This is a genomic window from Nodularia harveyana UHCC-0300 (assembly GCF_034931085.1).
In the GTDB taxonomy this organism is placed as follows: Bacteria; Cyanobacteriota; Cyanobacteriia; order Cyanobacteriales; family Nostocaceae; genus Nodularia; species Nodularia harveyana.
Window position 1 is genome coordinate 18863 of record NZ_JAYGHG010000039.1, and the last position, 22786, is coordinate 41648.

Below are 22786 nucleotides of genomic sequence, written 5' to 3' on the forward strand. Positions count from 1 at the left end.
GAAAGCAAATCTTGGGTAGAAATGACTTTTCGTATTCCATTCAGTAAGTTGCTGGGAATACCCTGATTTTGCGACTCATTTCAACGTCTCCTGTGAGGATCTGCTGGTAGAGGGTTCGGAAAACTTCAGGTATTAAGGGTGAATTATAGTCGCTATATATTATTGTGTGCAATAAGTCAATGCACATAATTGTGCAGTGTGAGTCTCCAACGGGTAAATTTGGAGGTTAAAAGTATTTGTATCAATTTAAGAATAGGAAAAATGCTCAGGTTGAACAAATTTCTGAGTATATGTACTAAAAGAATGATTTATCAGGTATTTTGGATTTTCAAAGTGATTAGGGAAAATCCAAAATTGCCGATTAAAACTATACAGCAGCGTTTTCTTCCGCAGAAACCATGACGATGGTGATGTTATCGTGTCCACCCTCTTCTTTGGCAGATGCAATCAGAGAATGGGAAGCATTTTCCAATATAGGAGAATTGCGGAGGTGATCGGCAATACTCTGATTATTCAGTTCTTCTGTCAAACCATCACTACATAGTAGTAGGCGATCGCCTAATTTCATATCTAGAGGCTGCACATCAACTTGATGCAAATCTTCCCTTCCCAAGCAGCGAGATAATATATGGCGGTAGGGGTGATTTCTGGCTTCATCTTCAGTAATATCACCTAACTTAATCGCCCTAGCTATCCATGTATGATCTTGGGTGATTTGTTGTAATTGTGACTCCCGAAACCGATATAACCTGGAGTCACCAACGTGAGCGCACCAAGGCGAATCTGAGGAGCGAAAAACCACAGCTACCACTGTAGTACCCATATCAGCGCGTTCGGGATGCTGTTGCTGGTCTTGTATAATGGCTTTATTTGCTTGCCACAGTGAATTTTCTAGCAATTTTTGGGTAGATTCAGCACCATCCCAGTGGGATTGCAAAAACGTGGCAATTTCCTCTGTAGCGATGCGACTGGCTTGTTCACCACCTGCATGACCACCCATACCATCAGCAACAATGAAAAATCGCCCATCTGGGTCAATATAGTAAGCATCCTGGTTACTAGTACGAACAAGTCCCGGATCTGTAACACCGGTGAAGTTTAGTTTCATAATTTTTGACAACAATTAATACAGGCGGTCATAACGGTCGAGGCGTGATAGCAAGCGAATCAGTATGATTGACATAGCTATGGCGATTAAACCAGCTAATACGGCTAGCCATGTAAAACGATTAACTAATAAAATCGTGGCTGAAAGAGTAAATCCACTGATAATTAAAGCGTAGCTTGTGCCTAGTTGAATATTACTTTGTCTTCGTAGCAGACGCTCCGTTTCTATAGAACGTACACGCACACGCATATCTCCACGTTCTAATTTTTCTAGTGTATCCTCTAGTCTCCGAGGTAAACCGAAGGCTGTAGTACTAACTTGAACTGCTTGCCGACTTAACTCATTGATAAAGCTATTATTATCAGGACCATTCATATTTGTTATTAGTTGCATGGCATAAGGTTGAGCAACTTCCATAAAGTTAAATTCTGGATCTAAGCCTTTGCCTACTCCCTCTAAAGTAGAAAAAGCTCGCATGACAAAAGTGAAGGTGGCGGGAAATCTAAAGGGCTGATTATAAGCTATTTCATATAGATCCTCACTGATGGCGGCTACTGATTGATTTTCAAAGGGTTGATCCATAAAATGATCCAGCATATACTGGACAGAACGCCGCACGGGTCCCATATCATCTGTAGGTGCGATCGCCCCTAAATCGATCAGAGACTGCACAACGCGATCGCCATCCTTTTGAGCGATACCGAAGAGCGTTTCCATCAATCCTTCGCGTACATTAGACTGAATTTGCCCCATCATCCCAAAGTCATAAAAAATTAAATCACCAGTGGGACTAACAGCAATATTACCTGGATGAGGATCAGCATGGAAAAAGCCATTATTCAGTAGCTGTAACAAGTATGCCTGAGCGCCTTGACGTGCTAACAACTTTCGGTCTAAACCGGCGGCTTCTAAAGCCTCATATTGGCTAATTTTAATTCCAGGGACATATTCTAAAGTTAAGACTTTAGGTGAAGCATAACGCCAGTAAACTCTAGGGACTTTCACCCATTCATAACCACGAAAGTTACGGCGAAAAGTATCAGCATTACGCCCTTCATTGAGATAATCAATTTCTTCCCAGAGAATCCGAGAACACTCGTCGTAAATCCCTAACCAATCTCGCCCCCGTCCCCATTTGGGGTGGTTTTGAAAGTAGCGGGTGATTCCCTTGAGAATCTGTAAATCGATTTCAAACAGCTTTTTTAATCCAGGACGCTGTACTTTTACCACAACGGCTTCTCCCGTATGTAGTACAGCTTTGTGTACTTGGCCTAAACTAGCCGCCGCCAGGGGAATAGGTTCAAAACTATGGAATAATTCCGGAATTTTCTTACCTAATTCTTCCTCAATACTTCTTTCTACTTGCTCATAACCAAATGCTGGGACTTTATCCTGTAACTTAGCCAACTCTTCCACATATTCACCGGGAAAAATATCAGCGCGGGTAGAAAATAACTGTCCGACTTTAATAAAAGTTGGCCCCAATTCCAGCAGGGTATTACGAATCCACACTGCTTGGGCTTTGCGCCTTGCAACTTGTTTAGTCTCAGTCACACCGCCAGGATAACTCCAAGATTTGTTGTAGCGCCAAAGTTTAAACATTAAGGTCAAGACAAAACCCCAAATGTCTACAAAGCGCCGTCTACTAGAGTAATTTTCCCGATTCCAACGGTATGCCTGATCTGTATAACCTGTTTCCATATTTTTTGTGTACCGTTGGTTGTTAACCAAATTACCTGGATGAAAAGACACACTCAACCCTGAAATATTTACGAGCAAGTGTCATGTAAGCATGACTAATTGCTAATGAATAAATCTATACAGAATTACTGCGATAACGTTGCAATTCATTTCTCAGCAGGGCAATTTCGGCTCTGAGTTCATCAATCGTGGCTTGCAAGTCCATAGAATCAGAACCAGAAGCAGGACTTTGACCAGAACCAGCACCTTCGGCAGCGCGATTTGCCCGTTCTAGAACTTCCTCTGTGAACTGGCGGACTTGCTCTCTAGCTTCCGCATCAAATTTGCCGAAATCGCTCAAAGCATCGGTGACAGCTACTTCTAAGCGCTCATTAATTACTTCTGCTACAGCTCTGCCTACGAAAAAGGCTTGTAAAAGGGGGTTACTCATAAATTTTTGTTACGTTGCTCCGCAAGAGAATTATAACCTGCCTACCTGCTTTGCGGCTTCTGCTGGAGTACCAGAAATTTCAAGTTTTAGACATTTATCATAATTAGAAATTACGCAAAATTACGGAAGAATCAACCGCAAAGGATACAAAGTATACAAAGGAAAGAGGTTTGAGCGCCTGTTTGTGTCAGTATTCATGGGGTTCATGGATAGCAAATTGTGTATTTTTAGACATGATGACAGATTAAGAGTTCTTGATAGGATTCCTCTGGTGTACTGGGTCGATTGACCCGAAGCATTTGCATCGAAAATAGTTAGGCGATCGCATCAACTCATATTTAGGTAAGAGTGTGATGTTTCCGGTGATAGCGATCGCTCATACATAAGCTAATAAAAATAAGCTGTTTATAAGTAAAAATTAACTTCTATGCTGCACTTTTTAATCAAATAGATACTTGAATCATAATATCATCTTAACCTCTACGTGAAACTGTACTGAGGTGTGACATTAATAGTTGGTAAATCAGGTTTTCCTAAATTTGCCAAAAGTTTACTCAGTAAGCAGTACAAAAAGGCTAAAAAAATTTCATGACAAATAATACACAATTTGATACAACACAACCAGCCCAAATAAAGGGTTTAGAAGGTTATACCGTTGACCCTATTTTTACTATTGGTGAGACCGTTAATGGTTACACTCCTACAGGTATTCCTGATGGTACAGGTGCTTTTGAACTAAATGAAACCACAGTTCGAGTCCTGGTTAACTCAGAGATAGGTAGTGATGTAGGTTATGCTTATACCCTAGAAAATGGTACTTCCTTGACAGGCTCACGGATTAGCTATTTTGATATTGATAAAAGGACTCTGAAAATAGTTGATTCCGGATTAGCTTACAACAAGATATATAACCGTGCTGGTGAAATTGTAGATGAAGCTTCTGACTTAGAATTTGAAGGAATTCAGCGTTTCTGTTCTGCAAACTTAATGGAAGCCCAGCAATTTGGTGGTGGTAGAGGTTTTGCAGACACTATCTATTTTGCAGGTGAAGAAACCAGTGGTGGTACGCAGTTTGCCCTAGACGTAGAAACAAGTGAATTGTGGGCTTTACCCTGGTTAGGTCGCGCTGCTTGGGAAAGTGTAACAGAACTTGATACAGGTAACACAGATCAAGTAGCTCTATTAGTCGGTGATGATAGAGGTGCTGCACCATTAATTCTTTACGTTGGTGAAAAAGATACTAGTGCTGGTGCTGGTTTCTTAGCACGTAACGGTTTAAATAACGGTAAATTGTACGTCTGGGTTGCTGATGATGCGTCTGATGCGGCTGATGCAATTGAAGCCGATCCTAGAGATTTTAGTGGTAGTGGTAACACTACAGCTGGTCAGTTTGTCGAAATTGACTACTACCGTCCTGACCTCGCTGGTACAGATGGTTACGATACTCAAGGTTTTGCTGACCAAGATCAACAGGATGCGTTAGCGGCTGATGCTGGTGCTTTCTTATTCTCTCGTCCTGAAGACGTAGCTACCAACCCCTTTGATGGTACTCAAGCCGTTTTAGCTTCTACAGGTCGTACCAGTGTCTTTGATGGTGCTGATACCTGGGGTACTACATATAAAATTGATGTTGACTTTGATGACAGTGGCATTACTGCTGATTTGAACATCCTTTATGATGGCAACGACGAAGGTAACAGAGATTTTGGTCTACGTAGCCCTGATAACTTAGATTGGGCTGATAATGGCAAAATTTATCTTCAAGAAGACCGAGCTATTAGTTCTGACCTATTTGGTGCATCTTCTGGAGAAGAAGCTTCTATTTGGAGAATTGATCCTTCTGACGCAAATCCGGCTGCAACTGCAACCCGTGTAGCACAAATTGATCGCTCTGGTGTACCTGCTGGTCAAACTGATCCTAATCCTACTGATATTGGTAACTGGGAATCTTCCGGTATTTTAGATGTTTCCACCCTATTTGGTAATGCTCCTGGTACACAATTCATCTATGATGTCCAAGCTCACAGTCTTCGTGATGGTGACATTATCAATAAACCTGGTATTGATACTGATGGAGATGGCACAGTTGAAGCTAATGACAACCTTGTGCAAGGTGGTCAGATAGGGTTCTTAATTGCTCCCGACGCTAATTTGATTCAAGATTCTCAATTGGTATCTGGTTCTACTGGTGCAGATGTCTTAGTGGCTGGTTCCGACTTTGATGGCATTAATGATACAGTTTTCACAGGTGCTGGAAACGATGAAGTAGATGTTTATTTTGGTGGTGTTTTAGCTGGTAATAACCGCATCTCTACTGGTAGTGGTGAAGATACTATCTATGTAGGAAATAGAGATAGAGCCTTTGGTGGTAGTGGAAGTGATGTACTAGATGCTACAGATGCTACAGGATACCGCATATCTGGTGGCGCTGGTGATGATATTTTCTTCCTGGGTGCAGATGGTCGCGCTGTAGGCGGTGCTGGTGATGATATTTTCTTCGTTCAAGAAGGTGGTGGTAACTTGCTCTCTGGTGGTGCTGGTGCTGACCAATTCTGGATTATTACTGGTGATCTACCTATGGCTGCTAACACCATCGTTGACTTTGAAATGGGTACTGATGTCTTAGGTATTGCAGGTCAAGGTGCTGATTTTGGCTTTGATAATCTGACTTTAACTGGTGACAGCATTATGATCGGTGCAACAAGTGTGGCTATGTTGAATACCACAGGCTTGACTGCTGCTAACTTTGCTTTCATTTAGTCAATTAGTTTAGGCAATTGGGAGAGAAAGATTTTCTTAACTCTCCCTTTTTTTTATCTTGTTAAAAAAGTAGTTTATACCTTCTCAATATTGTTACCTTTACCGAAAAAATAATTTTTTTTAATCAATAAGTATCCAAATCATAATTCTTCCTTAATCTAGAATTGAGATTCTATTAGTTGAAGTTTTAGTTTTCATGTACTTGTCGAAGAACTATCACTAAAGGGTCTTTCTTCAACACTACAGGATGGCATAGGTTCTGTTAACAAGTAATTGACATCTTTTAAATCTATACCAACCCTTATCTGCATCATTTTATTTAAGGAAAATCAACGATCATGGCTAAGAATACAATCATTATGATTGGCGACGGTTTGGGCTGGGAAATGGCTCGTGCTGCTGCTATTTATCAACAAATTCAAGCGGGTAATACTGGTACAACCTTAGCTGATTTCTATACAGAAGGAAAAGGTTTGGGGCTAAACTTTCAAACATTGATAGGTTACACCTATGCCACTACCTACGGAACCACAATTCCCGGTACTAATGGCACGTTCAACGTATCAAATACTGCTCTGAACGATTCTAACCAAACCATCAACACTCCTACAGGAACTGCTGCTGTACGTGAAGGTTTTGTATTTGATCCCACCTTCAACCCTGGTAATACATCTAGTGGTGGCGCACAAGTTAGCGAAGGTGCAGTTGGTAACCTTGTTGGTTATGACCCAGTAAGAGGGGGTATAAATCCTTGGACTCCAGGGAATGATTCTAGTTACATTAAGTACAGTTATCCTGACTCGGCAAACACAGCTACTACACTTTATTCTGGCATCAAGAGTTACAATGGTGCTACTGGTGTTGATATTTTTGAGAAACCAGTCAGAAGTGTTCTGTCTGAAGCTGCCGAACTTGGGAAATCAACAGGTCTTGTGTCATCTGTTCCCATTGACCATGCTACCCCTGCTGCTGCTGCTTCTGCTGTTAACAATCGCAACAAATTTGATAGCGAGACTGCTTCATTAGACACCATCTTGCAGCAAGAATTGCGTGTTTACCAACCAACTGTGCTTCTTGGTGGTGGTCATCCACTTTCTAATACTGGAAACCCATTGCCTGATGGTGTTGAGCCGAGAGACAATACCTATATCAAGGAAACAACCTATCAAGAGTTAAGCACCAAGCCTACCAGCAATATCTATGACTACACATTTTTAGAGCGTGGTGCAAATGCGGCTCAGGTGTTGGCAGATACTGCTGCTGCACTTGATCCAGAAAAAGGCGATCGCTTGCTGGGTCTGTATGGTGCGCGTGGTCAAGATGGTAACTTACCTGTTAGTTCTGCCGATGGCGACTACAGTACCACTGGCTTGGCAATGTTTAGTAACTTCTCTACCCAAGGACTAAATCCAGATACTGTCAGACCACTTTTACCTGGTGAAACCGATTCCTCCTTTATTGCTAGAGAGGTAAACGAGAACCCCACCCTCGACGATTTGACTAAAGCTGCATTAGAAGTGTTAGGTAAAGATCCTGATGGCTTCTGGTTGATGGTTGAAGGTGGAGATATAGATTGGTCTGCTCACGATAACAACATTGACAACCTAATTGGTACAGTTCTGGATTTTGACAAAGCCATTGGTTCTGTTATTAATTGGATTGAAAATAATGGTGGTTGGGAAGATAACCAATTGATCGTTACTGCTGACCACGATCATTATCTGAACTTAACTGATGATTTTCCCGCGTTACTCAGAAATCTAGGTGCTGAACAGCTAACTGCGATTGACACAATTGCCGAATCTGGTAACTTCTGGGGAAATAGTGACACTAATAAGTACGACTGGGGAACCCACACTAATCGTCCTGTACCTGTCTACTATCAAGGTGTTGATTCACAAACTTTAACAGATTCTATTGGTCAAGGTTTTGAGTCCTACGGTTTCCAAATCCCCGGTCTTGCGAATGCAGTTGATCAAGTCAATATTGCTCAAACAATGTTTGCTTCGGTAACGGAAGTCAATCAACAAGACTTGGTTTCTGGAACTCCTGATGCAGACATCTTAATTGCATCTGTAGATATAGATGGGGTTCAAGACACCATATTTACTGGTGCTGGTAACGATGAGGTAGATTTGGTATTTAACAGTAATGCTCGTAACAACCGAATCAATGGTGGTAGCGGTGATGATACTATCTTCGTTAGTCGGCGCGATCGCGTTTTTGGTAGTGCTGGTAATGACGAATTTGATGCTACTGATTCTCTAGGTGAAAACCGGATGTCTGGTGGTGCTGGCAATGATATTTTCTTCTTAGGTAGTGGCGATCGCGCCCTTGGTGGTGCTGGTGATGATCAATTCTATGTCCAAGAGGGTGGTGATAACTTGCTCTCTGGTGGTACTGGTGCTGACCAATTCTGGATTCTTACCGGTGATCTACCTATGGCTGCTAACACCATCGTTGACTTCCAAATAGGTACTGATGTCTTAGGTATTGCCGGTCAAGGTGCTAATTTTAGCTTTGATAATCTGACCTTAACTGGTGACAGCATTATGATTGGTGGAACAACCCTTGCTATCTTGAATGGAGTTGATACCACTGGTTTAACTGCTGATAACTTTGCTTTTGTTTAAACAACATAGCAATAATTTTTGAAATTTAGAAAGTCTCAGATCCTCGATTTATTAAGTAAATCGGGGATTTTTTTATTCACTCAAAAGTGGATACTTAACCTTTTATTTTCTAATGCTTATTTTTCTCTTAATCTTTTCATGAAAATATAAAACTGACTAGTGTATTTTTCTATACTCACTTTCATAAACTTTTTTAGTTGAATTGGTGAGTTAGGAAAAATTCAGTATTGTCTAGGCAACAAAAATTAAACCCAGAGATGTAAATATATGGCTAATAACGTTGAGTTGATTGGTTTTGCTTCTCTTCCTGCTGACACCTTTGCCGAAGGTCCAGACTCAGGGAATGGGATTTCTGGAAATGGGAGAACAGGTCCATTTAACGGACAGCCAGTACAAGGCTTTAGTGGTGTCCAATTTGCAGACGATAACAGTTTCTATTTTCTCTCAGATAATGGTTACGGTAGTAAAAGCAATAGTGCAGATTATTTACTACGTATTTATCATGTAGATCCTAACTTTAAAGGCACAGAAAATGGTGATGGTTCTGTTGATGTTTTAGGCTTCATTCAACTTTCTGATCCTGATAATAAAGTTCCTTTCTCAATAGTCAATGAAGGTACTACAGAAAGATTATTAACTGGTGCAGATTTTGATGTAGAGTCCATAGTTTTAGATCAAGATGGTAGTATCTGGATTGGGGACGAGTTCGGACCTTACTTACTACACTTTGATGCTACGGGTAAGTTACTAGAAGCACCTATAGATACTCCAGGAGTGCGATCGCCACAAAAACCATTTAACACCCTCACAGGTGAAGCTCCCCTAGTTATCGCTCACAGAGGCGCAAGTGGAGACAGGCCAGAGCATACTCTAGAAGCTTACGCACTAGCAATTGAACAGGGTGCAGACTTCGTTGAGCCTGACTTAGTAATTACCAGCGATGGTGTTTTGATTGCTCGTCACGAGCCTATCCTAGACGATACTACCAACATCGCCGAAGTTTTTGGAGAAGATCGCAAATCTACCAAAATGCTCGATGGTGTAGAAGTCACAGCTTACTTTGCGGAAGACTTCACCCTCGCAGAAATCAAACAAATACGGGCAATTCAACCCCGTAGTTTCCGCGATCAAAGTTTTAATGGTCAATTTGAAATTCCTACTTTCCAAGAAGTAATTGAATTAGTCCAACAAGTAGAAGCCGAAACTGGTAAACAAGTCGGTATTTATCCCGAAACAAAACATCCTACCTTCTTTGATCAGCAAGGTTTATCATTAGAAGAACCTCTAATTGCAACCTTACAAGCAACTGGTTTTACTGATCCAAATCGCATCTTTATCCAGTCCTTTGAAGTTGCAAATCTTATAGATTTACAAAATAATCTCCTCCCTGCTGCTGGGTTAGAAGATTTACCTTTAGTACAACTTTTGGGAGATGTAGAAGCTCTTAACTCTGATTCTGGTGGTGGTGGTTTTTCTGTTCCCTATGACATTGTTCATAATTTCAGTAACCCTACATTTGACGAAGCCGCAGCCCGTGCTACCTACGGTGGCTTAGTTGATATCGTTCCCGATTTTGGTCAAGATATCACAGGTGACGGTATACCCGATACAAATTATGGTGATTTAGCTACCAAAGAAGTTTTCGACTATCTTGGTACTGCCTATGCTGAAGGTGTTGGTCCCTGGAAAAATAGCTTCATTTTGCGGGAATCTTTAGATACCCCTGTGGATGGTAATGGTGATGGCGTAGCACAAATTACCAGCCAACTAACTGGCGAAATTCGTCCTTTTGTTGAGTGGGCGCATGATGCGGGAATGCAGGTTCACCCCTACACCTTGCGGAATGAAGAAAATTATCTGACTCTTAAATTTGATGGTACTCCTCAAACTCCAGAAGATGAATTTAGACAATTAATTGATTTAGGGTTAGATGGTTTCTTTACCGACTTCCCAGAAACCGGAAGAATGGTAGTTGATGAATACTTACCAAATCTTGCTACTTCCCGTGGATTTGAAGGCATGGCTTATAGCCCTGACCGCAGCACCTTATATCCCCTATTAGAAGGTACAGTTGACGGTGATCCTGAAAAATCATTGCGGATCTATGAATTTGATGTAGCGACAAAAGCATATCAAGGTTTACTTGGTTATTATCAAACTGAAGTCGCTGGCCATGCGATTGGTGACTTTACCCCCATCAATGAAAATGAATTTCTGGTAATTGAAAGAGATGGTGGTCAAGGTGAATCAGCACAGTTCAAAAAAATCTACAAAGTTGATTTTTCCAACATAGATGCTAATGGTTTTGTTGAAAAAGTAGAAATAGTTGATCTACTGAATATCCAAGACCCCAATGACCTCAACGGCGATGGTCTAACTACTTTCGATTTCCCATTTGTCACCATTGAAGATGTTTTAGTTATTAACTCAAATACCATTTTGGTAGCCAACGACAATAACTATCCTTTCTCTGTCGGTCGTGGTCCAGATATTGACAACAACGAAATCATCACTCTCAAATTAGATCAGTTTCTCAATCTCGCTCCGGGTGTAGGTCAACCGGCACCAGACCGGATTACAGGTTCACCAGAAGCAGATATCTTGATAGGTGGAACTGATTTTGATGCTATCAACGATACAGTATTTACCGGTCCTGGTAACGACGAGGTCGATGTTACCTTTGGTGGTAGACGCGCAGGTGATAACCGTATCTTTACTGGTCGTGGTGATGATACTATCTTTGTAGGAAATAGAGATAAAGCCTTTGGTGGTAGTGGAAATGATGTACTAGATGCTACAGATGCAACTGGCTATCGTCTCTCTGGTGATGCTGGAAATGACATCTTCTACCTGGGTGCAGATGGTCGTGCTTTAGGTCGTGATGGTGATGATAAATTCTTCGTTCAAGAAGGTGGCGGTAACTTAATTTCTGGTGGTGCTGGTGCTGACCAATTCTGGATTCTTAACGGTGATATCCCTATGACTCCTAACACCATTGTTGACTTTGAAATGGGTACTGATGTCTTAGGTATTGGCGGTCAAGGTGCAGGATTTGGCTTCGATAATCTGACCTTAACTGGTGACAGCATTATGATTGGTGCAACAACCGTTGCTATGTTGAGTGGAGTTGATACCACTGGTTTAACTGCTGCTGATTTTGCTTTTGTTTAAAATACATAGCAGTAATTTTTGACTTTTAGAAAGTTTCAGATCCTCGATTTACTTAATAAATCGAGGATTTTTATGTTGGGATTTTTAATAAACAAATAATCAAAACATAATTTAACCTTAACTTTTACATGAGAATTTAATGAGATGTAACACTCAGATTCAGTAAATTAGTATTCCCTAAATTTGCTAAATTTGGACTTCTTGATTGAGTCAGCATGACAAAGAAAATTGATGAGTTTATAGCTCATATACAATTCGTCATAATCCAGCTAACTCAGGTTAATAGTTCGCAAAATTATGGAGTTGACCTAATTTTTACTGTTGCTGACAAAATTGGCGATCATCTTCCCCAAGAGTAAAAGGTGTTGTGGCTTCTTATAGAACCCATTTGGCATCTTCAAAATCTATACGAACAAAGTTTCGTCCACATCGTTTTATCTAAAGGAAATTAATCGTCATGGCTCAAAATGTTATTCTCGTAATCGGCGACGGTATGGGCTGGGAAATGTCCCGTGCTGGTGCTATCCATGAAGAAATAATTAAAGAACTTGCTGATCTTGGTTACGATGTGACCACTGGTGAGAATACAAGTGGTTTAACCATTGATGAACTCAAAGCAATATTTGCAGATAGAACCCTTGCGGACTATTACACTGAGGGTCAAGGATTTGGTCAGAGCTATCAAGAACTTTTAGATGGTTATACCATTGTTACTGATGCCAATACGGTAATTGACGGGAATGGCAGTAATTCCTTAATAGATGGTAGTATCTATAGTCACAATACAGGTGAGGGACCTATCCGCACTGATGAAAATGGTAATCCTCTGGAATTTATTCCCAAGGATGTCTCCGAAGGTGGTAACGTTCCTATCTTTAACCTCACTAAAGGCGGCGCTACACCGTGGGATGCCAACTACTACGAAAACTACGGTAATACTACCGATGGGTTCGATCCTGAATATATCAAAGAGTATTATCCAGACTCTGCTGGAACTGGTACAGCTTTTCACACTGGGACTAAAACCTATGTTGGTGCGATCGGTGTAGACATCTATGAGCAAGATGTAGAATCAACTATTGAACTAGCATTAGACAATGGTTTTGCTGCTGGTGTCGTCAGTAGTGTTCCCTGGAGTCATGCTACACCTGCTGCGGGTATTGCTCACACCAGTGGTAGAAATAAGACTAACGAAGAAAGAAATATTGACAGCTATTGGACTACTAGTGAAGCCATAGACTCTGAGGGGAATGAAAGAACTCTCTATAGTGAGGATGCAGATGGAACTAGGAGGTATGCGAGATACGGTCTTGATGAAGATGGCAACTTACTTGATGAGTTTGGCCATATAGTCGAAGAAACAGATAACATCTTCGACTCAGCGATGGAAGTCAAACCTAGTTTAATACTAGGTGCTGGTCATCCTGCTTATTCTGGCAATGAAAGATACATCACCCAGGAAGATATTGACCTATTGAAAGCTGGTGAGTATGACAGCGAAGGTCACGATTGGAACTTTATCGAACGCCAGACAGGTGTAGATGGTGGTCAAGCCTTAATTGCAGCAGCTAATTCTATAGATCCCGATAATGGCGAACACCTGTTTGGGGTCTATTCTGCCACTGGTCAAGATAATCTTCCCTGGCGTACTGCTAACAGTGATTACAGTGCCACAGGTACTAATGGCTATAGTGACAACGGTAGACTGACAGGTGATGCTTTAGCGGCTGATGTTCTAGAAAACCCTAATGTTGCCGAGATGACAGAGGCTGCTTTAGACTTTCTAGGACAAGCAGATAAGGGATTCTACTTGATGGTTGAGGTGGGTGACATTGATTGGTCTGCCCACGCCAATAACATGGATCTGATGCTGGGTACTCAGTTGGATCTCTCCGATGTGGTCAGAACTGCTGACACCTGGATTAAGGAAAATGGTGGTTATGACGAGACCTTATTAATGGTAACGGCGGATCATGATCACTATTTGACCCTACTCAATGACTTCCCTGAACTTTTAGCCAACTCTCTACTCGAAGATGGTGGTGCTTCCATCACTCCTGCTTACCGTGGTGATTGGGAAGAAAATGATGCCTATGAAGTAGGTCATTTCTGGGGTAGTAACATTAATGATGGCGATCAGTGGGGAACTCATACTTCCCGTCCTATTCCCATGTACTATAAGGGTTCTGCTGCTGATGTAGCTAATATTAAGAAACTTGAGGGTACTGGTTACACAGTTGATGGTAAATATGTTCCTGGTGTCAGTGATTTTATAGATCAGGTTCACATTGCCCAAGTTGCTGACTCTTCTTTGTTGGAAACTCCAATTATTACAGCAGAAGAAAACCTATCTCAATTGATTACTGGTTCTACTGGTGGAGATACTTTGATCAGTGGTGTTGACTTTGATGGCATCAATGATACAGTTTTCACTGGCGCTGGAAACGATGAAGTAGATGTTCCCTTCGGCGGTAGTTTAGTTGGTAGGAACCGAATCTCTACTGGTAGCGGTACTGATACCATTTATGTGGGTAATGGCGATCGCTCATTTGGTGGTAGTGGAAATGATGTAATAGATGCTACAGATGCCACAGGATACCGCATATCTGGTGGTGCTGGTATGGATACTTTCTACCTGGGTGCAGATGGTCGTGCTTTAGGTGGTGATGGTGATGATAAATTCTTCGTTCAAGAAGGTGGCGGTAACTTAATTTCTGGTGGTGCTGGTGCTGACCAGTTCTGGATTGTTACCGGTGATCTACCTATGACTCCTAACACCATCGTTGACTTTGAAATGGGTACTGATGTCTTAGGTATTGCCAGTCAAGGTGCTGATTTTGGTTTTGATAATCTGACCTTAACTGGTGACAGCATTATGATTGGTGCAACAACCGTTGCTATGTTGAATGGAGTTAATACCACTGGTTTAACTGCTGCTGATTTTGCTTTCATGTAAAAAACATAGCAGTAATTAGTGAACCCAGATCCCCGATTTCTTAGAGAAGTCGGGGATCTATCTATTATCTCTTGCTTAATGAAAAAATGATAAAATTACTATAGGTTATTAACCAATAATTTTATTAGATAACAATGGTTCAAAAAATCGCCTTATTTAATCACAAAGGTGGCGTTAGCAAAACTACCACTACATTTAACTTAGGTTGGATGCTTGCCTCAAAAGGTAAGAGAGTCATTCTTGTAGATACAGACCCCCAATGTAATCTTACAGGTATGGCTCTAAAAGAAGAAACAGAAGACAATGAACTAAGAATAGAAACCATTTACAACAGACACTCTAATATTAAAACTGGTTTAGCTCCTGCTTTTGAGTCTCAACCACGGGCTATAGAAGCTGTAGATTGTATTGAGATAGAAGAGAATCTATTTTTGTTACCTGGTCATGTGGGCTTTGGTGAATACGAAGTAACATTAGGTATTGCCCAAGAACTAAGTGGTTCAATTCACACACTCAAAAATTTGCCGGGTGCAATTTCTGACCTTTTGGAAAAGACTGCTAATAAATTTAATGCTGACTACATTTTAATTGATATGAGTCCAAGTTTAGGATCTATCAATCAAAACTTACTGATGACAAGTGACTTTTTCTTAGTACCTACGACTGCTGATTTCTTTTCTGTGATGGCAATTGATTCTCTATCTAGAATATTACCAAAATGGTGTGCTTGGGCAAGAATGGCCAGCGCAAACCCCATATTAAAGGAAGCTACCTATCCATTTCCTGAATTTAAGTTAAAATTTTTAGGTACTGTAGTTCAAAACTATAGAATTAGAAATGGTAAAGAAACAAAAGCATTTCAAACATGGATAGAAAAAGTAGAAAATACAGTTACGAATAAGTTAAAACCGATTCTGGAGAAAAATAATTTATTATTACCTAATCAAGTTTATACTGAGCAGGGTATAAATTCTAGTTTTACCATAACCAAAATTCCTGATTTTAACAGTTTAATTGCTCTATCACAAAAACACGCTACACCAGTTTATGCGCTTACGCCGGAACAATTAAATCAGCAAGGCATAGTAGCAGAAATTAATGAAAAAAAGCAAGAAGAATTTAAAACAATTTTTTCCGATTTAGCAGATAAAATTATTTCACTATCATCGAGTTATGCAGTCAGCCCTTGATCAATTTCGCATTAGTATTCAGCGTGTTCGGGATTTAATTTCTCTGCATAACTCCATTAAAGCTCAAGCGACTTCTGCTCTGGATTTATCGGATATTCTTAGGGCAGCTTTAGTTCTGACTGTAAGTGCCTTAGATTACTATATTCATGAAGTTGTAACTTTGGGTATGCTGGAAATTCATCGAGGAACAAGATCAGAACCATCATTTAAGGGTAATGCGACTCAATCAGCTTTTGCAAGATTTGAAGTTTCTCTGGGTAGTGCTAGTGAAGATAGAAAATCTGCTATAGATATTGCTTCTTGGATAGAGAGTGAAATACAGCAGAGTTATGGGAATGATTTTTTAGAGCAGTCTCATAATATTTCCAGTTTAATTCCTATTATTTCTAACACTATTTTAAATAAACTCAATAACAATTCGTGGTTAGAAAATGAAATTAGAAAAAAGTTTAGAGAAGACAGTTTTCAGACACCAGATAATATCGCTAAGGCAATTAGGTATATATCAAATGAAAAATTATGGGAGCAGGTCACTAATAAAATGAGAGGAAATACTACACAAGAAGCTCAAAAAAAGATCAAACAAGACCTACAGGAAATTGTAAAACGCAGAAATAAAATTGCCCATGAAGCAGATATAGATCCTACCTTTGGTTTAGGAAATCGCTGGCCTATAGATGAATTATTGGTTGGTGATGCAGTAGATTTTATTGAACAAGTAGTTGAGAGTATTCATCAAATTTTATAAACCTCTACTCCCAAGCAATTAATTTAAAAAATCTTAAACCTTTAACAACAAACTCTTAACTTTATACTGATATTTTACAACCATTATCAGATACTCAATCTGTATTTACCACTGGATGGAGATAATGGCAACAAATAACACAGTTCGCTTTTCCCAGTTCAATGCTTCCCTCAACCGAAATAGTGAAGGTCAGTTACTCACAGATTTATCCACTCCTGATAACTCCCAAGCACAAGCAGTCGCAGAAATTATCCAACGTGCCAACCCCGACGTTTTACTAATTAACGAATTTGATTATTTAGGATCTGATCCCCTACAAGCTGTTGAACTATTCCAGCAAAATTATTTATCTGTAAGTCAAAATCAAGGCACACCGGTTAACTATCCCTATGTTTATATTGCACCTTCTAACACAGGCGTAGATTCTGGATTTGATTTAGATAATAACGGTACAATAGGCGGCGGTAATGATGCCTTTGGTTTCGGAAATTTCCCTGGACAATTTGGAATGTTGCTGTTGTCTAAATATCCCATTGATACAGCCAATGTCCGCACCTTCCAAGAATTTTTGTGGAAGGATATGCCAAACTCCTTATTACCTACTATTTCGACACCTGGTTCTGGTACTCCTTGGTATTCTCCAGCAGAACAAGAAGTTTTACGTCTTTCCTCCAAAAGCCATTGGGATGTACCAATTTTAATTAATGGTGAAACAGTTCATGTTTTAGTTAGTCATCCCACACCCCCAGTTTTTGATGGTGATGAAGATCGGAATGGCAAAAGAAATCATGATGAAATTCGTTTTTGGTCTGATTATGTTACACCAGAAAAAGGTAATTATATCTATGATGACCAGGGAAATATCGGCGGTTTAAGTGCAGGTTCTAGTTTTGTAATTATGGGTGATCAAAATGCTGATCCTTTTGATGGAGACAGTTTTGATAATGCCATTTTGCAACTGTTACAAAATCCCCAGATTAACACTAATTCTATTCCCAGTAGTCCTGGTGGTGCTGAACAAGCAGCTTTGCAAGGTAATGTAAATGATAACCACAATGGTAATCCCTATTTTGATACTGCTGATTTTGCTGATGGAAATTCGGGAAATCTGCGGACAGATTATGTTTTACCTTCTTCAGATTTACAAATTACCAACTCAGCAGTATTTTGGCCTACAGAAAATGACCCAAATTTTGCTCCTGTTGGTACTTTTCCCTTCCCCAGTTCTGATCATCGTTTAGTATTTGCAGATGTGGAAATTGGTGCAACTGAAGTGGGTAATACTATTGCCGATGTAGGATTTTCAGGTCAAACTGTTTTAGAAACGGGTTTTGTTCCCAGTGGTGAAGCGGGGACAATAGGTGGAGTAGAGGTTGCATTAGGTGGTTTGTCTGGTGTGACTTACGATCGCCTGAATGATCAATATTATGCCATTTCTGACGATCGCTCATCCAATGCTCGTTTTTATACTTTTAACCTCGATCCTGTTACAAATGCGGTAAATTTTACCAAAGTTGTCCAACTTAGGGATATCGATGGTAATCCTTTTGCGGCTAATAGTCTTGATCCAGAAGGCATAGCATTAACCAGCAATGGTACAGTTTTCATATCTTCAGAAGGGGAAGTTAGACCGGATTTAGGTGAAACTCGCGTTACCAATCCCTTCATTAAAGAGTTTGATCTGATGACAGGTCAAGAAATTCGTTCTTTGGCTGTACCTCAGAAATTTCTCCCCTTGGTAGAAGATACTAATAATAATAATGTTGTCGATACTGGGGATACTCAAACTGCCGGGGTTCGCAACAATTTAGCCTTTGAAAGTTTGACTATTACACCTGATCAAAAAACCCTATTTACAGCAACAGAAAATGCTCTTTTCCAAGATGGCGATCGCACTACTTTAGAAAATGGTACACCCTCTCGGATTATCCAATACAACTTGGTAACAGGGCAACCAGAAAAAGAATATCTCTACATTACTGACCCCATTGCTAAAGCGCCTATCCCTAGTGACGGCTTTGCTGATAGCGGTTTGGTAGATTTACTCGCAATTGATAATCGTGGAACTTTATTAGCTGTAGAGCGCTCCTTTGCTATCGGACAAGGAAACACAATCCAAATCTACGAAGTTAGCCTCCAAGGGGCAACAGATATTAATACAATTGATTCTCTGAGTAGTTTAAGTAGTGAAGAATTAGCCGCCATTCGACCCACCCAAAAACGTCTGTTATTGAATCTCGATGATCTCAGCTTACCCAACAGTGACGGGAATCACCCCACAGGTACAGATAACATTGAAGGGATTACATTTGGACCAAAATTAGCTGATGGTAGTCAATCCATTGTATTGGTAAGTGATAACAATTTTGGTGCAACTCAGTTTACCCAAATTATCACCTTGAATGCAGACTTAGTACCAACAGCCACGCCATTATTAGAAACCCGTCCAGACTTATTTGATGATGAAGATCCAGCCCAAGCAATTGTAGATCAAAACGCCGATGCGGATGACCCAGCTATCTATGTTAATGCTGAAAATTCCGCCGATAGCTTAGTATTAACTGCGGTAAAAAATGCCGGAGTTCGGGTTTATGACTTATCTGGAAACCTGTTACAAACAGTAAATCCTGGTGAAGTTCGTTATAACAATATTGACCTGCAATATGGCTTCCAACTGGGTAACGAAACCATTGATATTGCCGTAGCGAGCGATCGCGGAAATGATAAACTGGTAATCTTCAAAATCAACCCCAACTCTACCGACGGCAATTATTTAGAAGATATTACTGATAGTAACATCAGCACAATTTTCCAAGCAGCACCTTTTGCTCCTCCCTACGAACCATCTTCTCGCAGTGCTTACGGATTAGGAATATATCGCAGTCCTGTCACCAATGATTATTATGTTTTCACAGGACGCAGAGACACAGGAGATATAGCTCAATTTAAATTAGTTGATTTGGGTAATGGTCAAATAGGTGCAGAACGAGTCAGACAATTTACCGTTCCTACAACTAATGATATTGACCCTCAAACCGAGGGAATGGTTATAGACCAAGAAACAGGTTATCTTTACATTGGTCAAGAAAATGTAGGAATTTGGAAATATAACGCCGAACCCAACAGTGGTGATAATACAGGGGTATTAATTGACCGAGTTGCAGATTTAGGTGGTAATAATTTAGTAGCTGATGTAGAAGGTTTAACCATTTACTATGGTGCTGATGGTAAAGGTTATTTACTCGCATCCAGTCAAGGAGATAATACCTTTGCTGCATACAGTCGGGAAGGAAATAACGAATTTTTAGGAAGATTTGCTATTGGTAACAATGGTGCAATTGATAGCGTTCAAGAATCCGATGGTGCAGATGTTATTAACGTCCCCCTTGGCGCAAACTTCCCCTACGGTTTATTTGTCACTCAAGATGGTAATAACGACCCAGCGAAATTAGTAGAAGATGACGGAGAACTAGAAAACGTCAATAGCAACTTTAAATTTGTTCCTTGGGAAAATATCGCTAACACCCTTCCCGATGTTTTAGAAATTGACACCACCAGTTACGACCCCCGTAACCCCGTAGCTAGAGTTAACCCCTTTGTAAATGGTGTTGCTAGTGGTGATACAAACCAAACTTCTACAGTTCTTTGGACACGGAGTATCTTTGCAGGAGAAATCACATTTGAATATAGCACTGACCCCAATTTCAGCAACATTGTAGGGACAGAAACAACAAATGTTACTGATACTAACTTACCTGTAAAAGTCACAGTTAATGGATTGACTCCCAACACCAATTACTACTATCGTGTTAGCGATATCAATGGTGCAACTAGCAACGGTAAATTCAGCACAGCAGCAGTTTTAGGACAGCAAACAGGTTTAAAATTTGGTGTTTCTGGAGATTGGAGAGGAGACTTAGCACCCTATCCAGCAGTTAGTAATGCTGATGAAGCCGACCTAAAATTCTTCGTACAATTTGGTGATACCATCTATGCAGATTATGGTTCTCCCGTAGTTTTAAATCCTGATGGGACAGAAAAGGAACAAGCTACAACCCTAGATGAATATCGTGCTAAACAAGCTGAAGTTTATGGTCAACGTTACGGTCAAAATACTTTAGGTGATTTACGACAATCTACTTCTATCTTTGCTACCATTGATGACCACGAAGTTACTAACAACTTTGATGGTGGTGAAGATTTAGGGACAGCAAATCCAGACATACAAGCCTTATTTGGAGCAAATTCTGGCTTACAAAACGACTCGCCATTGTATGAAAATGGTCTGCAAGCTTTCCAAGAATATAACCCGATTACTGATCAATTTTACGGTGAAACAGGAGATGAAACCACAGCAGGGGAACGGAAACTTTACCGCTTTAATACCTACGGTAGTGATGCTGCAACTTTTGTCCTCGATGCGCGTTCTTTCCGTGATGCAGCATTACCTGATGTCACAGATCCGACAAATGCAACTGAGGTAGCTAACTTCTTACAAGCATCCTTTGATCCTAACCGCACTATGTTAGGAGAAGTGCAACTTGAGGATCTCAAAAACGATCTACTGCAAGCTCAAAGTGACGGCATCACCTGGAAGTTTATCATGATGCCACAACCAGTACAAAACTTTGGTTTAGCGATCGCAGCTGATAGATTTGAAGGTTATGCAGCAGAACGGACAGAATTGTTGAAATTTATTAATGACAACAATATTGATAATACCGTCTTTGTCACTGCTGATTTTCACGGTACTGTCGTTAATAACCTCACTTATCAGTTAGCACCAGGTGCGGAACAAATTGCCACAAGTGCTTTTGAAATTATTACTGGTTCTGTAGCTTTTGATCCTGCCTTTGGTCCAACAATAGGTAACTTTTTCCTTTCTCCTGAACAACAAGCATTTTATAACTCTCTACCTGTGGCGAATGATGCTGATAGTATCATTGACGATAAAGACGATTTTATCAAGTCAGTTATAAATGCAGGTTTAGAACCTTTTGGTTATGACCCGGTGGGGTTAAATAATAACCTAGCGATTAGTGATGGTCTGATTCATGCGACTTTATTACAAGGTGATTATATCGCTACCCATACCTATGGTTGGACTGAGTTTGATATTAATCCTGAAACTCAAAAACTGACAGTCACTACCTACGGAATTGAAACTTATAACCGTGAGGAGTTAGAAACTAACACTGAGGAAATTATCAATCGTCAACCACAAATTGTCAGTCAGTTTGAAGTTCATCCTACTCTATTAGTTGAAGAATCTAATTTGGTTACAGGCACACCAAATGCAGATATATTGATAGGTGGAGTTGACTTTGATGCTGTGAATGATAACATCTTCACCGGTGCAGGAAATGATGAAGTAGATGTTCTCTTTGCTGGTACTCAGGTTGGTAATAATCGCATTTTTACAGGTAGTGGAAATGATCTTATTTATGTAAGTAATGGCGATAAAGTTTTTGCTGATAGTGATAATGATGTACTAGATGCTACCGATGCTACTAATTACCGTCTTTCTGGTGGTGCTGGTAATGATATTTTCTACCTGGGTACAAATGGTCGCGCTTTAGGTGGTGATGGTGATGATAAATTCTTCGTTCAAGAAGGTGGTGGTAACTTAATTTCTGGCGGTACTGGTGTTGACCAGTTCTGGATTATTACTGGTGATATCCCTATGACTCCTAACACCATTGTTGACTTTCAAATGGGTACTGATGTCTTAGGTATTGCTAGTCAAGGTGCTAATTTTGGCTTTGATAATCTGACCTTAACTGGTGACAGCATTATGATTGATGGAATAACCATTGCTACTTTGAATGGTGTTAATACCTCTAGTTTGACAGATGCTAACTTTGCTTTTATATAAACAAGTCAAGGTAAGCTGATAGTTTTTTAAATATTCTCCAATCCTCGATTTCTTAGAGAATTCGGGGATTTTTTTACTTCTTTAGTGTAAGAGGATGTTTGAAAAGTTTTTAATGTATAAATTGACCCCTCTCCAAACCTCTCCCCTGCAAGGAGAGAGGCTTTGAAAACCCCATTCCCTTGTAGGGAAGGGGGGTAGGGGGGTTAGGTTTTTG

10 protein-coding genes are annotated in these 22786 nt (G+C 40.3%); 7 read left to right on the plus strand and 3 right to left on the minus strand.

Annotated features, from left to right (window positions below; genetic code table 11):
• Positions 1 to 367 precede the first annotated feature (367 nt).
• From VB620_RS18440 to VB620_RS18450, 3 genes are all read right to left on the minus strand, one after another.
• Positions 368 to 1108 carry a Stp1/IreP family PP2C-type Ser/Thr phosphatase gene (locus VB620_RS18440; RefSeq protein WP_323197609.1) on the minus strand — a complete coding sequence of 247 codons (741 nt, stop codon included), beginning with the start codon at positions 1106 to 1108 and terminating at the stop codon, positions 368 to 370.
• A 15-nt stretch (positions 1109 to 1123) separates the two neighbouring features.
• Positions 1124 to 2809 (minus strand): ABC1 kinase family protein, encoded by a 1686-nt coding sequence (locus tag VB620_RS18445; RefSeq protein ID WP_323197610.1) that lies wholly within the window; start codon positions 2807 to 2809, stop codon positions 1124 to 1126.
• A gap of 115 nt (positions 2810 to 2924) precedes the next feature.
• Positions 2925 to 3239, minus strand: coding sequence for a DUF6825 family protein (locus VB620_RS18450; RefSeq protein ID WP_323197611.1), 315 nt, complete (start codon positions 3237 to 3239; stop codon positions 2925 to 2927).
• Between the two features lie 588 nt (positions 3240 to 3827).
• Here VB620_RS18450 and VB620_RS18455 point away from each other — a divergent pair.
• The 7 genes from VB620_RS18455 (at position 3828) to VB620_RS18485 (ending at position 22572) form a co-directional block, all read left to right on the plus strand.
• The gene (locus VB620_RS18455) at positions 3828 to 5999 is read left to right on the plus strand and encodes an alkaline phosphatase PhoX (RefSeq protein ID WP_323197612.1); all 2172 of its coding nucleotides are present in this window, start codon (positions 3828 to 3830) and stop codon (positions 5997 to 5999) included.
• Between the two features lie 338 nt (positions 6000 to 6337).
• The gene (locus VB620_RS18460) at positions 6338 to 8632 is read left to right on the plus strand and encodes an alkaline phosphatase (protein ID WP_323197613.1); all 2295 of its coding nucleotides are present in this window, start codon (positions 6338 to 6340) and stop codon (positions 8630 to 8632) included.
• A 285-nt stretch (positions 8633 to 8917) separates the two neighbouring features.
• On the plus strand, positions 8918 to 11803 hold the full coding sequence (locus tag VB620_RS18465; RefSeq protein WP_407674264.1) for an esterase-like activity of phytase family protein: 2886 nt from the start codon (positions 8918 to 8920) through the stop codon (positions 11801 to 11803).
• 457 nt (positions 11804 to 12260) lie between these two features.
• The gene (locus VB620_RS18470) at positions 12261 to 14759 is read left to right on the plus strand and encodes an alkaline phosphatase (RefSeq protein WP_323197615.1); all 2499 of its coding nucleotides are present in this window, start codon (positions 12261 to 12263) and stop codon (positions 14757 to 14759) included.
• A 134-nt stretch (positions 14760 to 14893) separates the two neighbouring features.
• Complete coding sequence (locus tag VB620_RS18475) at positions 14894 to 15949, plus strand: ParA family protein (protein ID WP_323197616.1); 1056 nt, start codon at positions 14894 to 14896, stop codon at positions 15947 to 15949.
• Positions 15933 to 16697 carry an MAE_28990/MAE_18760 family HEPN-like nuclease gene (locus VB620_RS18480; RefSeq protein ID WP_323197617.1) on the plus strand — a complete coding sequence of 255 codons (765 nt, stop codon included), beginning with the start codon at positions 15933 to 15935 and terminating at the stop codon, positions 16695 to 16697. Before VB620_RS18475 ends, VB620_RS18480 begins: the two co-directional genes overlap by 17 nt.
• A 124-nt stretch (positions 16698 to 16821) precedes the next feature.
• Positions 16822 to 22572, plus strand: coding sequence for a phytase (locus VB620_RS18485; RefSeq protein ID WP_323197618.1), 5751 nt, complete (start codon positions 16822 to 16824; stop codon positions 22570 to 22572).
• Positions 22573 to 22786 lie beyond the last annotated feature (214 nt).

Bases quoted from the DNA above. Each gene is read 5' to 3' on its own strand.
- VB620_RS18440 (WP_323197609.1), bottom strand. From the start codon at position 1,108: ATGAAACTAAACTTCACCGGTGTTACAGATCCGGGACTTGTTCGTACT.
- VB620_RS18445 (WP_323197610.1), bottom strand. From the start codon at position 2,809: ATGGAAACAGGTTATACAGATCAGGCATACCGTTGGAATCGGGAAAAT.
- VB620_RS18450 (WP_323197611.1), bottom strand. From the start codon at position 3,239: ATGAGTAACCCCCTTTTACAAGCCTTTTTCGTAGGCAGAGCTGTAGCA.
- VB620_RS18455 (WP_323197612.1), top strand. From the start codon at position 3,828: ATGACAAATAATACACAATTTGATACAACACAACCAGCCCAAATAAAG.
- VB620_RS18460 (WP_323197613.1), top strand. From the start codon at position 6,338: ATGGCTAAGAATACAATCATTATGATTGGCGACGGTTTGGGCTGGGAA.
- VB620_RS18470 (WP_323197615.1), top strand. From the start codon at position 12,261: ATGGCTCAAAATGTTATTCTCGTAATCGGCGACGGTATGGGCTGGGAA.
- VB620_RS18475 (WP_323197616.1), top strand. From the start codon at position 14,894: ATGGTTCAAAAAATCGCCTTATTTAATCACAAAGGTGGCGTTAGCAAA.
- VB620_RS18480 (WP_323197617.1), top strand. From the start codon at position 15,933: ATGCAGTCAGCCCTTGATCAATTTCGCATTAGTATTCAGCGTGTTCGG.
- VB620_RS18485 (WP_323197618.1), top strand. From the start codon at position 16,822: ATGGCAACAAATAACACAGTTCGCTTTTCCCAGTTCAATGCTTCCCTC.